General features: G+C 62.9%; 17 protein-coding genes. 13 read left to right on the top strand and 4 right to left on the bottom strand.

The window, feature by feature from the left end:
- Window positions 1-238: 238 nt before the first annotated feature.
- Window positions 239-931, bottom strand: a complete 693-nt coding sequence (flgA, locus tag M622_RS26645) for a flagellar basal body P-ring formation chaperone FlgA (RefSeq protein ID WP_021248652.1) — start codon at window positions 929-931, stop codon at window positions 239-241.
- Between flgA and M622_RS40290 the strand changes: the two genes are divergently transcribed.
- From M622_RS40290 to M622_RS26585, 13 genes are all read left to right on the top strand, one after another.
- The gene (locus tag M622_RS40290; RefSeq protein ID WP_169375119.1) at window positions 930-1,121 is read left to right on the top strand and encodes a hypothetical protein; all 192 of its coding nucleotides are present in this window, start codon (window positions 930-932) and stop codon (window positions 1,119-1,121) included. The two genes, flgA and M622_RS40290, sit on opposite strands and share 2 nt — an antisense overlap.
- Window positions 1,122-1,151: 30 nt before the next feature.
- Window positions 1,152-1,562, top strand: coding sequence for a flagellar basal body rod protein FlgB (flgB, locus tag M622_RS26640; RefSeq protein ID WP_031346515.1), 411 nt, complete (start codon window positions 1,152-1,154; stop codon window positions 1,560-1,562).
- An 11-nt stretch (window positions 1,563-1,573) separates the two neighbouring features.
- Complete coding sequence (gene flgC / locus M622_RS26635) at window positions 1,574-1,978, top strand: flagellar basal body rod protein FlgC (protein ID WP_021248650.1); 405 nt, start codon at window positions 1,574-1,576, stop codon at window positions 1,976-1,978.
- A 39-nt stretch (window positions 1,979-2,017) separates the two neighbouring features.
- Complete coding sequence (locus M622_RS26630; RefSeq protein WP_021248649.1) at window positions 2,018-2,686, top strand: flagellar hook assembly protein FlgD; 669 nt, start codon at window positions 2,018-2,020, stop codon at window positions 2,684-2,686.
- A 15-nt stretch (window positions 2,687-2,701) separates the two neighbouring features.
- A complete protein-coding gene (flgE, locus tag M622_RS26625) occupies window positions 2,702-4,060 on the top strand; it encodes a flagellar hook protein FlgE (protein ID WP_021248648.1) in 1,359 nt (452 codons plus the stop codon).
- Window positions 4,061-4,103: 43 nt separating this feature from the next.
- Window positions 4,104-4,838, top strand: a complete 735-nt coding sequence (locus M622_RS26620; protein ID WP_021248647.1) for a flagellar basal body rod protein FlgF — start codon at window positions 4,104-4,106, stop codon at window positions 4,836-4,838.
- 164 nt (window positions 4,839-5,002) lie between these two features.
- Window positions 5,003-5,785: a flagellar basal-body rod protein FlgG gene (gene flgG / locus M622_RS26615; protein WP_021248646.1), complete on the top strand. Its 783-nt coding sequence runs from the start codon at window positions 5,003-5,005 to the stop codon at window positions 5,783-5,785.
- A gap of 8 nt (window positions 5,786-5,793) precedes the next feature.
- Window positions 5,794-6,471: a flagellar basal body L-ring protein FlgH gene (locus M622_RS26610; RefSeq protein WP_031346514.1), complete on the top strand. Its 678-nt coding sequence runs from the start codon at window positions 5,794-5,796 to the stop codon at window positions 6,469-6,471.
- Between the two features lie 12 nt (window positions 6,472-6,483).
- A complete protein-coding gene (locus M622_RS26605; protein WP_021248644.1) occupies window positions 6,484-7,611 on the top strand; it encodes a flagellar basal body P-ring protein FlgI in 1,128 nt (375 codons plus the stop codon).
- 10 nt (window positions 7,612-7,621) lie between these two features.
- On the top strand, window positions 7,622-8,656 hold the full coding sequence (gene flgJ, locus M622_RS26600) for a flagellar assembly peptidoglycan hydrolase FlgJ (protein WP_021248643.1): 1,035 nt from the start codon (window positions 7,622-7,624) through the stop codon (window positions 8,654-8,656).
- Window positions 8,657-8,727: 71 nt separating this feature from the next.
- Window positions 8,728-10,764: a flagellar hook-associated protein FlgK gene (gene flgK, locus M622_RS26595; RefSeq protein WP_021248642.1), complete on the top strand. Its 2,037-nt coding sequence runs from the start codon at window positions 8,728-8,730 to the stop codon at window positions 10,762-10,764.
- 22 nt (window positions 10,765-10,786) lie between these two features.
- Entirely contained in the window at window positions 10,787-12,217 is a 1,431-nt protein-coding gene (flgL, locus tag M622_RS26590; RefSeq protein ID WP_021248641.1) for a flagellar hook-associated protein FlgL, read from the top strand.
- A gap of 5 nt (window positions 12,218-12,222) precedes the next feature.
- Complete coding sequence (locus tag M622_RS26585; protein WP_021248640.1) at window positions 12,223-12,717, top strand: hypothetical protein; 495 nt, start codon at window positions 12,223-12,225, stop codon at window positions 12,715-12,717.
- 18 nt (window positions 12,718-12,735) lie between these two features.
- On the opposite strand, the gene fliR is transcribed toward M622_RS26585, so the two are convergent.
- Genes fliR through fliP form a run of 3 tightly spaced genes read right to left on the bottom strand, consistent with a single transcriptional unit; the run spans window position 12,736 to window position 14,540 of the window.
- Window positions 12,736-13,533 carry a flagellar biosynthetic protein FliR gene (gene fliR / locus M622_RS26580; protein ID WP_021248639.1) on the bottom strand — a complete coding sequence of 266 codons (798 nt, stop codon included), beginning with the start codon at window positions 13,531-13,533 and terminating at the stop codon, window positions 12,736-12,738.
- 13 nt (window positions 13,534-13,546) lie between these two features.
- A complete protein-coding gene (gene fliQ / locus M622_RS26575) occupies window positions 13,547-13,816 on the bottom strand; it encodes a flagellar biosynthesis protein FliQ (RefSeq protein ID WP_021248638.1) in 270 nt (89 codons plus the stop codon).
- 25 nt (window positions 13,817-13,841) lie between these two features.
- A complete protein-coding gene (gene fliP, locus M622_RS26570; protein WP_370696029.1) occupies window positions 13,842-14,540 on the bottom strand; it encodes a flagellar type III secretion system pore protein FliP in 699 nt (232 codons plus the stop codon).
- Window positions 14,541-14,556 lie beyond the last annotated feature (16 nt).

Here is a 14,556-nt window from a genome sequence, read left to right as displayed (position 1 = left end):
TTCATCAGCGTGGCCAGCGGCGACAGCTGCACGCTGTCGCCGCTGGCCTGTTCTTCGCCTTTGACGCGCGCTGCGGGAGCGCGGGTTTCCTGCGCAGGCGAGGGGACGTAGGCCTTGCCTGTATTTTCGATTTTCATGATGTTCTCCAGGAACGCACCGGGTCGGATAGGTCCACGGCCGCAAGGCAAGAAACTTGAGTGATTAAATTCACGGCTGTGCGAAAACGCTGGAAAAGCGTTCAGAAGTCGATGATGACACTGCCGTCTGGCTGCACCAAGCCGTGCACGATCTGCCCGTTGCCAAGGCGAATCCTGACTCCTTCGCCCGGCGCCGCGTTGCTCAGCGCCTGAGCTTCGGCCGACGCCGTGAAGCCTGGGCCGCGAGTTACGATCGGCACCGTCTGCCCGCGGCGCACCGCGTCCGGCAGGCGTACGCTTCCAGCCCGCAGTGGGGAACCCGCCGCCTGGGCAAAGCGCATGATGTGACCGATGGCCTGCTCGGTTGCAGTGAGCACGTTGTCGGGCAGGGCACTGATTTCACCCTCGCGCACCTCGATGTCGCTCTCACGAATCACTTCGGCCGAGCGCAGCGCTCGGGTGGTGACCAGATAGGGGCCGAATACCTGGACCTGCGCCTGCACATAGACCGTCCAGGTGATCGGCGAGTCGCACCGCACGCCGACACTGAGTTGGCCCCAAGGACGGGTTCCAGGAGGCAGGAAGGGTTCGAGTGCGGCGCACGGCGGCAACTGATTGGCCGGGTCGAAAGCACTGAGGCTGACCCGACGCTCGCCGGGCATGCCCTGGGACTGGCGCTCCAGAAATTCGCGCACGACCCCTTCGACAGCTTCGGGAGGCTGGTGAGCCGTGGCCGCTGCGGGTAATGACATGCCGATGCACAGGGCGGTGAGGGTGCTGGACAGACTCTTCATGGGCCGGATTGCAGCACGGCTGACCTGGGGAAGCAAGTTGCCGGCAGGTTTTGCCGATCACATTGTGACAAGCGGCAGATATGGGCTGTTTTCCGCCGCCTTATCGGCAGAGGGTCGGGCTTGCTGGGGTTTTACCATCGTTGGCATGAAAGCTGCGAAGCTTGAATCCATCGACGCCATTCCCCGCTAACAGGTGGGCGTCCATCCGCGAGGTAAGGCCATGAAGACCCTGCTAGACAACCAGATGCGCTTTCATCAGGCGGCATTCAAGCTCCAGGCTTACCGTCAGGAGTTGCTCGCATCGAATATCGCCAATGCCGATACGCCGCATTTCAAGGCGCGCGATATCGATTTTAAAGGCGCGCTGCAAAACGCCATCAGTGAGGCGAAGGGCGGAGGCGGGGTCGGACTCGACACCACCCATCAGGCACATATTGCCGGGGGAGCGGCCGCGGGCGCTGAAAATTTCGCCATGTATCGCACCGAGTTCCAGTCTGCGGTCGATGGCAACACTGTCAACATGGACATCGAGCGCGCCGCTTTCGCCGAGAACGCACTGCGCTACGAGGCCAGCGTGACCTTCATCAGCGGCATGTTCCGCTCGATGAACACGGCCCTCACCGGTCAGTAAGGAGTTTCATCATGAGCATGCTCAACGTCTTCCAGATCGCCGGCTCCGCGCTCAATGCGCAGTCGATGCGGCTCAACACCACCGCCTCCAACCTCGCCAACGCTGACAGCGTAACGACCGAAACCGGTGAGCCCTATCGGGCCAAGCAGGTCGTTTTTGCCGCCCGTCAGGTCGCAGGGCCAGGTGCGCTTGGCGTGCAGGTGACACAGATTGTCGACAGTGCTGCGCCGATGCGGCTCATTTATGAGCCCAACAATCCGGCGGCCAATGCCGAAGGCTATGTCGAGATGCCCAACGTCAACGTGGCCGAGGAGATGGTGAACATGATCTCTGCCTCGCGCTCCTACCAGAACAACGCCGAAATCATGAATACGGCACGGACCTTGCTTCAGCGTACTTTGCAAATTGGACAGTAAGTCCCGTCCGGCAAACGATGCCGCTAGCAGGAGATCTTCATGACCACCGTTACGAACAATCAGACCGCGAACAGCGTGCTGGCCAGTCTGGCCCGCAGCGAGCCCGTGCAGAAGCCCGAAGAGGATCAGCAGGCCCGCTTTCTGAAGCTGCTGACCACGCAGTTGAGGAACCAGGATCCGATGAATCCGATGGAGAACGCGGAAATGACCTCTCAGCTCGCGCAGATGAGCACGGTGGATGGCATCGAGCGCCTCAACAAGATGGTCCAGTCCTTTTTCGATTCACAGGCCTCGGCCGAAGGTCTCAATGCTGCGGCCCTGCTTGGGCGGGGTGTGCTGGTCGAAGGGCATCGTCTGGCCTTGACCGAGGCGGGCGGAGTTGGCGGCTTCGAGATCGATGGCCCGGCCGACAGCGTGAAGCTGTCGGTGCGCGATAGCTCAGGTCTGGCCGTCAAGGAGATCGTCTTCGACAGCGTCGAAGCGGGCAGTCACAACTTCGTCTGGGATGGCACGGCAGAGGACGGTTCGCGCGCGGCTGATGGTATTTACACCCTGTCCCTGTCTGCCACGCTTGGCAGCGAGGCGGTGAGTGGCCGCAGCCTGCAATTCGGCCCGGTCACCAGCATCGTCCGCGGGGCCAATGGCACCGACTTGCAGGTGGGGGACCTCGGGGTGTTCAAGGTCAACGACGTCAAGCAGATTCTCTGATCCGGAGCAGCGATCATGGCATTTCAGCAAGGTCTCAGTGGCCTGAACTCCTCTTCCAAAGCGCTCGATGTCATCTCCAACAACGTCGCCAACGCCAGCACCGTGGGCTTCAAGAATTCCAGCACGGTGTTCGCTGACGCCTATGCGTCCTCGCTCACCGGTGCGGTGTCCAAGGTGCAGATCGGCATCGGCAGCGCGGTGCAGGCCGTGCGCCAGGCTTTCACCCAGGGCAACATCACCACCACCAGCAATCCGCTGGACATGGCGATCAACGGCAATGGCTTCTTTGAAGTTGAACTGCAGAGTGGGGGTTATGCGCTGACGCGCAACGGCCAGTTCAACATCGACAAGCAGGGCTACATCATCACATCCCTGGGTGACCGGCTCATGGGCTATCAAGAGGTGGAGCCGGCCTCGGGGGATGTGCAGGCGCCTGCGAACGTCACGGCTGATGCCTTCCGCGCGATGATCGTACCTTCGAACGGGGTCGGGGCAGTAGAAACGACCAAGGTCGGACTGAGCCTCAACCTCAGTGCAAATGCGGAGAAAGTCAACGCGCCCACAGGTACGTTCGACCCGGCGGATCGGAAAACGTGGCCCATTGACCCTGATGATTCGGATACGTACAACTACTCAACGGCTCTCAAGGTATTCGACTCCCTGGGCAAGGAGCATTCGCTGTCCTTCTATTTTGTCCGGCGCACCGACACGTATACACCGGGAGATGCTGCAGCCTCTCCACCCGTCGCTCCCGTGTACAGCGAATGGGAGGCTTACACCATCGTGGACAACGTTGCCAGCACGCTTGCGCTCAACGCCACGGTCGGTTTCGATGGACTCGGTCGAGTGGCGAAACTCACCTCGACCACTGGGACGCCGCCGACCAACAGTTCGTCGTTCAGTGCCATCCTCGGGGGCGATGCCGACAAGCCGACGGTGATGACCATCGCCATGGGTGGAATCACGCAATACGGTGGTGAGTCCAGCCCGCGTGAGCTGACTCAGAATGGTTCTGCACCCGGCGAAATCGCCGGTCTGTCGATCAGCCGCAACGGCACCGTTCAGGCGCGCTACACCAACGGCATCACCAAAGACATTGCAATCGTCAATTTGACTACCGTGCGCAACAACAATGGCCTTGCACCCGTCGGTAGCAACTACTGGGTCGAGACGCCGGAGTCGGGCGGCTTTGCCCGTGGTGAGCCCGGCAGCGGACTCAATGGCGTCATCTCCGCCGGTCAGGTCGAGGAGTCGAACATCGACCTCACCCAGGAGCTGGTGCAGATGATCGTCCAGCAGCGCAATTACCAAGCCAACGCACAATCGATCAAGACGCAGGACCAGATCCTGCAAACCCTGGTGAACCTGCGCTGATGGCTGACCTGGCTGCTGGCCGACAGAACGAAGGGAGTCGAACATGGATCGCCTGATCTACACCGCGATGACCGGTGCCAAGGGCACGATGGACCAGCAATCGGCGGTCTCGAACAACATTGCCAATGCCGCGTCCACCGGTTTTCGCGCGCAGCTGCACAAATTGCGCGCGGTGGAAATCCAGACCGAGGCCTTTCGCACGCGCTCGTTCGCGGTCGATGCCAGCGTCGCCAACAACTTCACGCCGGGCCCGATCCAGTACACCGGGCGGCCCCATGACGTGGCAGTGGAGGGCAAGGGCTGGCTCGCCGTGCAGCTGGCCGATGGTTCCGAAGCCTACACCCGCAACGGCAGCCTGACACTGAGCCCCGCCGGCATCCTGCAGACTCGCGACGGCCAGCCGGTGGTCGGCGATGGCGGCTTGGTGTCCATCCCGCCTGATACCGAAACCATGATCGGCCGTGACGGCTCGGTGTCTTCCATCGATCCGGACAGCGGTGTGGTCAATATCGTTGCACAGCTCAAGCTGGTGAATCCGCCCGAAGCCGATCTGGTGCGGGGAGATGATGGCCTGTTCCGCATGGCCAATGGCCTGCCTGCACCGGTTGACCCTGCGGTGCAGGTCGCCGGTGGTTACCTGGAAGGCAGTAACGTCAATGTCGCCGACCAGATGGTGCAGATGATCTCGCTCGCGCGTCAGTTCGAGATGCAGGTGCGCATGCTGCAAACGGCCGAGGCCAACGATCGTGCGGCAACCCAGGTGCTGTCGTCGAGCTGAGCCAGCTTCGCTGCTCCGCGCATGATTAGCACGGTTTTTGCGTTGTTTATCTCGGGATGGTCCGGGCCGGCAAGGTCCTAGACTTATTTCAACAAAAAGCGGCAATCGCCGCCGCGTGACGGCAAAACCTGCCGCCACGGCAACGCAGAACAGAGGACTTCATCATGATCCGCTCCCTGTGGACCGCCCGCACCGGGCTGGATGCCCAGCAGACTTCGCTGGACGTGATCTCCAACAACCTGGCCAACGTCTCCACCAATGGCTACAAGCGCCAGCGCGCGGTGTTCGAGGATCTGCTGTACCAGACGATCCGCCAGCCGGGCGCGCAGACAACGCAGCAGACTCAGGTTTCGAGCGGGCTGCAGATAGGCACCGGTGTGCGCTCGGTCGCCACCGAGCGCATCTTCACCCAGGGTAGCCTCCAGCAGACCGGCGGTGCGCTCGATGTCGCCATCCAGGGCAACGGTTTCCTGCAGATCGCGATGCCCGACGGCACCACCGCCTACACACGCGATGGCGCGCTGCAGCTCGACAATCAAGGCAACGTGGTTACTGCCAGTGGTTATCCGCTGCTCGATGCGATCCAGATCCCGGCTGACGCCAAGTCCATCACCATCGGCAAGGACGGCAGCGTGTCGGTCACCCTGCCCACTCAGGTCGAGCCGCAGCCCGCCGGTCAGATCCAGCTTGCCACCTTCATCAATCCGGGCGGCCTGCAAAGCGCTGGCGAGAACCTGTTCTACGAGACGGCCTCGAGCGGCGAGGCTACGCCGACCGAAGCGGGCACCAATGGTGCCGGTGTGATCAACCAGGGCTATGTCGAAACCTCGAACGTGAATGTGGCCGAGGAACTCGTCAGCATGATCGTCACGCAGCGTGCCTATGAACTCAACTCTCGCGCCATTTCCACGTCCGATCAGATGCTTGGTCGGCTGACGCAATTGTGAGGGCGGTCATGAAACGCGGGTTTGCGTCATTCATGCCGGCTGCCCTGGCGCTGCTGTCGGGCTGTGCCGCGATCGACACCGTCCCGCCAACCGCCGTGCATCAGCCCATGAGCGTGCGCCCCGACAGCCCGCTGCCAGCCCCCGCTGCGAATGGTGCCATCTATCAGGCGGCGATGGTGCGTCCGCTATTCGAGGATCGACGCGCTCGGCATGTCGGCGACATCATCACGATCAACCTTGTCGAGCGCAACAACGCGACCAAGAACGCAAAGGCCAACGCCACGCGAGGTTCGAGCATGACGGGGGGCATCACTGCGTCGTCGCGGCTTCCGCTCGGCGGGCTTGCCGGGCTGAACGTCGAGGCTGGGGTTGACTCGGATTTCACCGGAACAGGGGGGGCCAGCGCAAACAATGCCTTCAACGGCACGATCACGGTCACGGTCATCGATGTGTATCCGAACGGCAATCTGCTGGCCTCGGGTGAGAAGGTGGTCGCCATCAACCAGGGCAACGAGTTCATCCGCTTTTCGGGCGTGATCGACCCCAACACGGTGACATCGACCAATACCGTTCAATCCACGCAGGTCGCTGATGCACGTATCGAGTACCGCGGCAGCGGCTTCATCGAGCAGTCGAACGCCATGGGCTGGATGCAGCGCTTCTTCCTTGCCATTTCGCCCTTCTGATCGAGGTTAGGCATGATCCGACTCCAGTCCCTGCTGATGCGTGCCTTGCTTGTAGTCGTCGCGGCCAGCCTCTTTTTCGCTTCCGCAGCCGAGGCCGCGCCCGAGCGCATCAAGGATCTTGCGAGCGTCGCAGGTGTGCGCGAGAACCAGCTCGTTGGCTATGGTCTGGTGGTCGGTCTTGACGGCAGCGGAGACCAGACCACGCAGACCCCATTCACCAAGCAGAGCATCATCAACATGCTGGGCAACATGGGTGTCACCCTTCCTCAGGGGACGAACATGCAGCTCAAGAATGTTGCCGCCGTCCTGGTCACCGCCAGCTTGCCGCCTTTTGCGCGGCCGGGGCAACCGATCGACGTCACCGTGTCTTCGATCGGCAACGCCAAGAGCCTGCGTGGCGGCACGCTCATCATGACGCCGCTGAAGGGGGCAGACAGCCAGGTCTATGCGGTCGCGCAGGGCAACCTCGTCGTCGGTGGGGCGGGTGCGGCGGCGGGGGGAGCGGCGCAGACGATCAATCACCTCTCCGCCGGTCGGATTCCGGGCGGTGCGACGGTCGAGCGTGGGGTTGCCGCCTCGGTGGGGCAAGGTGACTTTGTCATGCTTGAGCTTTACGAGAACGATTTCAATACCGCGCGTCGCGTGGTGGACGCGATCAACGTCCTGTCTCCGGGGGTTGCCCGCGCCCTGGACGGACGCAGCATTCAGGTCATGGCGCCGCCTGATGTCTCGCAGCGCGTGGCCTTTCTCGGCCAGATCGAGAATCTGAAGGTGACGCCTGGCGAGCAGCTCGCGAAGGTCATCGTCAATTCGCGCACAGGGTCGGTGGTGATGAACCAGGGCGTGATGTTGCAGAATGTGGCGGTTTCCCACGGCAATCTGACGGTCACGGTGAATAGCGAAACCCAGGTCAGCCAGCCCGCGCCGCTGTCGCAGGGCGTCACCGTGGCGGCGCAGAATGAGGGTCAGGTCGATATCCAGCAAGACGGCGGCAGCCTCCATAACGTACGTGCGGGCAGCAATCTTGCCGACGTGGTGAAGGCGCTCAACGCGCTTGGCGCCAAGCCGATGGATCTGGTGAGCATTCTGCAGGCGATGAAGGCGGCTGGTGCCTTGCGCGCCGAGCTTGAGATCATCTGAGGCGCACGCGATGACAGTCGGTGTCCAGCTCAACGCCTTCGACCCCAATTCGCTGCGCGATCTGCAGCGTCTGACGCGCACCGACGGTCAGGCCAACGATACCCTGCGCGCGGCGGCCCGGCAGTTCGAGGCGCTGTTTACGCAGATGATGCTGAAGTCGATGCGTGATGCGACGCCATCGAACAGCATGCTCGACAGCGAGCAGACGCGCATGTATCAGAGCCTGCTCGATCAGCAGATGGCATTGAATCTCTCGCAGGCGCGCGGGACCGGGCTGGCCGATGTCATCTACCGCCAGCTTGGCGGCAAGGACGAAGGCGCGGGCGCCATCGACGCGCTGATCCCGCCCGGGCAGGGCGGTGGCGGCTTTGATCTTGCCGGGGTGGCGCGCCGGCCGGCAGTTTATGCCGCAATACCAGGTGCCGCCTCTGCCGCCTCGTCGGCCCCGTTGCCGGACGCGAAGGACGGGCCGGCATTCGACCCTGATTCAGGCGCTTACAACGTCTTGCTCGAGGCGCGCTTTCGTGACGCGATCCAGAGTGCCCGCGATGCAGGCGGTGCAGTGTCCGCGCAGGCCCGCGGCTTCGTCGCTGGGGTGTGGCCACATGCGCTCGAGGCCAGCAGGCGCACAGGCATTCCGCCCGCCTTCATGGTGGCGCAGGCGGCGCTGGAGACGGGCTGGGGTGAGAAGCAGTTGCGCCATGCCGACGGCAGTCCGAGCTACAACCTCTTCAACATCAAGGCGGGCTCGGCGTGGACCGGCAGAACGGTCGATCGTGCCGTCACCGAATATGCCGGCGCTCGTGCCTACACCGAGGCGTCGCGCTTCCGCTCGTATTCGTCCTATGCGGAGTCCTTCCGCGACTACGCTCAATTGATGGCGCGCAGCCCGCGTTATGCCGAAGTGCTCGGTCAGACCGATGCCAGCGGCTTTGCCCGCGGCCTGCAGGAAGCTGGCTACGCCACCGACCCGCAGTACGCCGACAAGCTCATGCGCGTCATTGGTGGCGCCACCCTGCGCAACGCGCTCGCGACCCTCGGTTGATCTTGCCGGTTCGATGCTGGCAAGTTTCTTGCTAGTTATCTGTCAGGCAATCGCAGATCAGGAAGAGCATCATGGCTGGCATGTTGAACATCGGAGTGACGGGCCTCAATGCCGCACAGGCCCAACTCAATACCACCAGTCACAACATCACCAACGCCGGCACGACGGGCTTTCACCGCCAGTCGGTCAGCCAGGCGGCGGTGGAGCCCTTGTTCACCGGGGCCGGCTTCTTTGGCCAGGGCACCAAGGTTTCGTCGATCTCGCGTTCGTACAATCAGTTTCTCGAGGGCCAGGTCCTGCAGGCCGACAACCGGCGCTCGCAGTACGCTGCCTATAGCGCGCAAGTTGGACAGATCAATAATTTGCTGGCTGACAGCACGACCGGCCTCTCACCCGCGCTGGCGAACTTCTTCGCCGGCGCGCAGGAAGTGGCGTCGAACCCGACCAGCGTTGCGGCACGCCAGGCCATGATCTCCAACGCGCAATCCCTGGCTTCGAGGTTCCAGTCGCTCAATACGCGCCTGGAGGAAATCCGCGATGGCGTGGAAGGCAGCATCGTCCAGACCGTCGAGTCGATCAACACCTATGCGCGCGCCATCGCCGAGATGAACCAGCAGATCGTGGTCGCCCAGGCCGGTGGCGCCGGAACACCGGCCAACGATCTTCTCGATCAGCGCGATCAGCTGCTGGCCGAGCTGAACAAACTGGTGAAGATCTCAGTGACCCAGGAAACCGATGGTGCCAAGGCCAATGGTGCGGTGTCCGTGTTCATCGGCTCGGGTCAGCCCCTGGTGCTGCGCGGCACGGTTTCGGAGTTCGAGGTGATCCCGAGCGCCGCCGATCCGCAACGTGCTGCGATCTCGATGAAGGCGCCGGGTGGCAACACGATCGAACTGGCCGAACGCTTGCTGACAGGCGGGGAACTCGGGGGGCTGCTCGAGTTTCGCAGCACTTCGCTCGATGCTGCACAAAATGAGCTTGGATTGATCGCGCTGGGCATCACCGAGACTTTCAATGCGCAGCACAAACTGGGGGTCGATCTGGAAGGCGTCCTTGGAGGGGATTTCTTCAAGCCCCTTGTTCCGACCGTGCTGCCGGCGGTTGCGGGCGTCAGCGTCGCCATCGCCGATGTCAGTGCGGTGCAGGCCACGGACTACCGGGTGGCGGTGTCCGGGGGTAGCTTGCGGCTTCTGGCCGGTGACGACGAGGTGGCGTCGCTTTCCCTGAGCCCGGCGCCGACCTGGCCGGTGCCCCTGACTGGTGGTGGAATTGCCGTTACTTTGCCAAGTGCGGCAAGCATTCCCGCCGATGGCCTGTTGATCAGGCCGACACGCAATGCAGCGCGCGATATTGCCGTCGCCATCTCTGATTCGCGCCAGATCGCAGCCGGCAGCCCGGTGTCGGTGGAACTGTCACTTGCCAACCAGGGTTCGGCCAAGGCTTCGAACATCGATGTGCGCAGAGTTGCCGGCATGGACGGCTTGGGCAATCGTGTACCCGATTTTCCTGCCTTCGATCTGAGCTTTGGCGCCGGGAGTCTTTCGGTCCCCGCTGGCTATACGATTGAGCGCTTGAGGCAGGTCGCGACGACGGGAGAGTGGGTTCCGGATTCGGGCTATCCTCTTGGCACCAGTGCCAGCACTTACGATGCTTCTTCTGATGGGGCCGGCGTTCAGTTCCGTCTCCGCGGCCCCGGTGCTTACGAGTTCGACTTTCGCGTCAGCGGTACACCGGCGGCGGGTGATGCCTTCGAGTTTGCACCTAGCGCCGCCGGTGTGGCTGACAACCGCAATGCGGTCGCCCTGGGTGCATTGCAGACGAAAAAGGTATTGCTTGCCGACGGGGGGCGTCCGACGGCCACTTTTCAGTCAGCCTACGCGCAGACGGTCACCACCATCGGCAACAAGACCCGTGAGGTCCAGGTCAACGAAGCCGCCCAGGACACCCTGCTACAGCAGGCAACGACCACGCGGGACAGCCTGTCAGGGGTCAACCTCGATGAGGAGGCGGCCAACCTTGTGCGCTACCAGCTCGCTTACCAGGCCTCGGCCAGGGTCATGACGGTGGCCCAGCGCCTCTTCGACGAACTCATCAACATCGGCCGTTAAGGCTGCGTACCGGGAGATCATCATGCGTGTCTCGACCAACATGATCTACGACCGCGGCGTCGGGTCGATCCAGCAGCAATGGAAGAGCATTCTCCACACCCAGCAGCAGGTCGCCAGCGGGCGTCGCGTACTGACCCCGGCCGACGATCCGATTGCCGCAGCGCGCGCGCTGGAAATTGGCCAGTCGAAAGCGGTCAACAGCCAGTTTTCGGTCAACACCGGCTACGCCGACGACGCGCTGAAACTGCTCGACTCTCGTCTGGGCAGCGCGGGCGACGTCCTGCATTACGTGCGCGAACGGGCGGTGCAGGCGGGCAATGGCGCGCTCGCGGCGGAAGACCTGCGCTACATGGCAACGGACATGAAGGCGCAGTTCGACGCCATGCTGGCCCTGGCGAACAGCCAGGACGGGGTGGGTGAGTACATCTTCGGCGGGTACAGGTCGCAGCAGCAGCCCTATTCGGGTGGACTTGCGGGTGTCGAGTACAAGGGTGATCAGGGTGAGCGCACGATCCAGGTATCGGCCTCGCGCTACATGCCGATCAGCCTGCCGGGTTCTGGCGTATTCGACAAAACCTTGGTGCTCGGCATGGAGTCGGTGAATATGTTTGGGGCTCTTTCAAACAAGGGAGAGATGAACCCCGGGCCGAGTAAGCCATTTGCCGTCAGCGCAGTGGATGCGCAGAGCGTGCGGCAGGCCACGCGCTATCAGATTGAGTACAAGCAGCGCGATCCGGCGAATCTTTCCGTGGCGGATCCAGCGAGTCCAAGGAAGGAATATGTCGTGCAACGGCTGGGTGTCGATGGAAAGGCGGTGCCCTGGACGAATGACGATTTGATCGCTCTGGGTTGGAGCAACGGTGCTACGCCGCCTGGGCTGGCCCTTCCAACCGGTTACAGTCTCTCTACCGATCGGACAACGATCACTTTGAACCTGGATCCTACGCTCCACATCCCAGGCACTCCGCCGACGACGCTGAATATCGATGGCTTGACCATCGATATTCCCGACGATCCCGTTCCGAATCCTGTCGACGCCCCCCAGGGAGCAAGGCTGACAAAGGATGAAATGGTCGACGGCGATCGTTTCGAAATCTTCGTGCCGTCGACCAACCTCCTCAACAACATGGCGATGTTCGCTTCTGCGCTGGAGAAGCCCGGGGTGTCGGGCATGACGGGGGCGGTGGCTTTCGCCCTGGAAACCTTCGACGCTGGCCAGGAGAATCTTCTCAAAGTGCGCGCCCAGATCGGTTCTCAGCTGACCGAAACCGAGGCCCTGACCAGCCTCGGCGGTGACCTTGATCTGCAGTATGCGGCGACCTTGTCCGGCTTGCAGGACGTGGATTACGCTGACGCGATCTCGCGCCTGACGCAGCAGCAGACCTACCTGCAGGCGGCACAGCAGTCGTTCATGCGCGTGTCCGGGCTGTCCTTGTTCAACTACCTGAGCTAAGTGCGATGCGCATCCTGCCTGCCCTGACTGCCGCTCTCATGGTCACCGCTTGCGCTTCCGTGACGGCTCCGGAGAGCGCCTCCACGTCCCCACAGCCGGAGCCGCTGACACGTGGTTACGGCGCGCCGGTGGCGGCTATCGCCGGCGGCTTGATGATGCTCAGCGACCTGAAGCTGTTCAAGCTCGAATACATCGCTGGCGGTCTTGTTGCGTTCGCGCTCTACGACCCGTTTGCACCGACGTGGCGGATCGAGGTCCGTGAGGCGGGAAAGGACCGCGTTCGCATGGCGCTGCGCATGAAGTCGCTATTTACTGGCGGTGATGGCGAAGCCCGGCAGGTGTTCCTGCGCAACGCGCGTGAGCTGACGGAGGCGGGGGGCTTTGTAGCGTACGAGATCGTGCACTATGAGGAAGGCATCGAGTCGTCGCGGCCGTTTGCGCACCGTTATGCCAATGCCGAAATCCAGCTCGTGCGTTCGCACATTTTCCCCACGCTCTGAAGCGGGAAGCCGCGCTGCCTAACGTGGCGGCAGCGGCGCCAGCATTTCGAGCATGCGCCCGATGTCGTCGAAGCCGCCATCGAACAGGTTTTGCAGCACCGGGGCAAAATTGGTGAGCATGAGCAACAGACCGATGAAACCGGCGGTGAGCGTGATCGGAAAGCCGACCGCAAACAGGTTGAGCTGGGGCGCGGCGCGGGTGAGCACGCCAAGGCTGATGTTGGCCACCAGCAAGATGCCCATCACCGGCAGCGCGAGCAGCAGCCCGGCAGCAAAGACGGTCGCGCCCGCGCGTGCGACGTAGGCCCAGCCCTGCGCACGCACAATGTCGGTGCCGATCGGCAGCCATTCAAAACTGCGCACCAGCACCTCGATCAGCAGCAGATGGCCATTGACGGCGAGGAAGAGCAGCGTGGTGAGCAGGGCGAGAAAGTCCGACAGCACCGCGGTCTGGCCACCGGCATCGGGGTCGAAGAAGATGGCGAAGGACAGGCCCATCTGCATGCCGATGAGCGCGCCCGCGAGGTCGACCGTGGCGAACACGATGCGCATCATGAAGCCGATGGCCACACCGATGAAGATCTGCTGCACGAAGATCATCAGGCCAATGCCCGCGGCCGGCGGCACGGCCGGCATCGCTGGCATCACCGGCAGCAGCGCAAGCGCCACTCCCATGCCGATCGCCAGCCGCACCCTGACCGAGACCCCACGATTGGAAAAGATGGGCGCTGCGGCAAACAAGCCCAGCAGACGCGCGAGCGGAAACATCAGGGCCGCGAGCCAGGCGTCGAGTTGAGTGGCGCTGACGCTGAGCACGGGCGCGCGCGCCTCAGCCGATCATGCTCGGGATGGACTCGAACAGCCGGCGCATGAAGTCGGTGAGCACGGTGATCATCCACGGCCCCGCCAGCACCAGGGTGACGAAGATCGCCACCAGCTTGGGTACGAAAGAGAGGGTCATTTCGTTGATCTGGGTGGCAGCCTGAAAAATGCTGATGAGCAGGCCGGTGGCGAGCGCGGCGATAAACAGCGGCGCCGACACCATGAGGGTGACCTCGACGGCCTGGCGGCCGAGTTCGATGACAGCGGTGGGGGTCATGATCAAATCCTCCTGCTGCGCCGCGCTAGACGGCGAAGCTCTGCACCAGCGAGCCGATGAGCAGCGTCCAGCCATCGACCAGCACGAACAGCATGATCTTGAACGGCAGCGAGACGATGACCGGCGACATCATCATCATGCCCATGGACATCAGCACCGAGGCCACCACCATGTCGATGATGATGAAGGGAATGAAGATGATGAAGCCGATCTGAAAGGCGGTCTTGAGCTCGGAGGTGACAAAGGCCGGGATCACCACCCGCATGGGCAGGTCGGCGGCTTTCTCCACCGGCGGCACCTTGGCCAGGCCGGCGAACAGCTCCAGGTCGGGCTGGCGCACCTGGGCGAGCATGAAGGTCTTGACCGGCACCGAGGCGCGCTCCAGGGCTTCATCGAACTGGATCTGGCCGGTGGACAGCGGCAGGTAGGCGTCGGTGTACACGCGCTCGGCCACCGGTGCCATGATGAAGAAGGTGAGGAAGAGCGCCAGCCCGAGCAGGACCTGGTTGGGGGGCGCGGTCTGTGTGCCCATGGCCTGCCGCAGCAGCGAAAACACGATGATGGTGCGGGTGAAGCTGGTCATCATCAGCACCATTGCCGGGATGAAGCTCAGCAGCGTCATCAGCAGCAAGGTCTGGATGGTCAGGCTGTAGGTGGTGGCGCCGGCCGCATCGGTGGTGGTGGTGAGCGCGGGCAGCACCTGGGCATGGGCCAGCAGCGGCATGCCCAGCACGGCGAAA

Source organism: Thauera terpenica 58Eu (assembly GCF_000443165.1).
Taxonomy (GTDB): domain Bacteria; phylum Pseudomonadota; class Gammaproteobacteria; order Burkholderiales; family Rhodocyclaceae; genus Thauera; species Thauera terpenica.
Note: the sequence above shows the minus strand (reverse complement) of the source record. Positions and strands in the feature narration are given on the sequence as shown.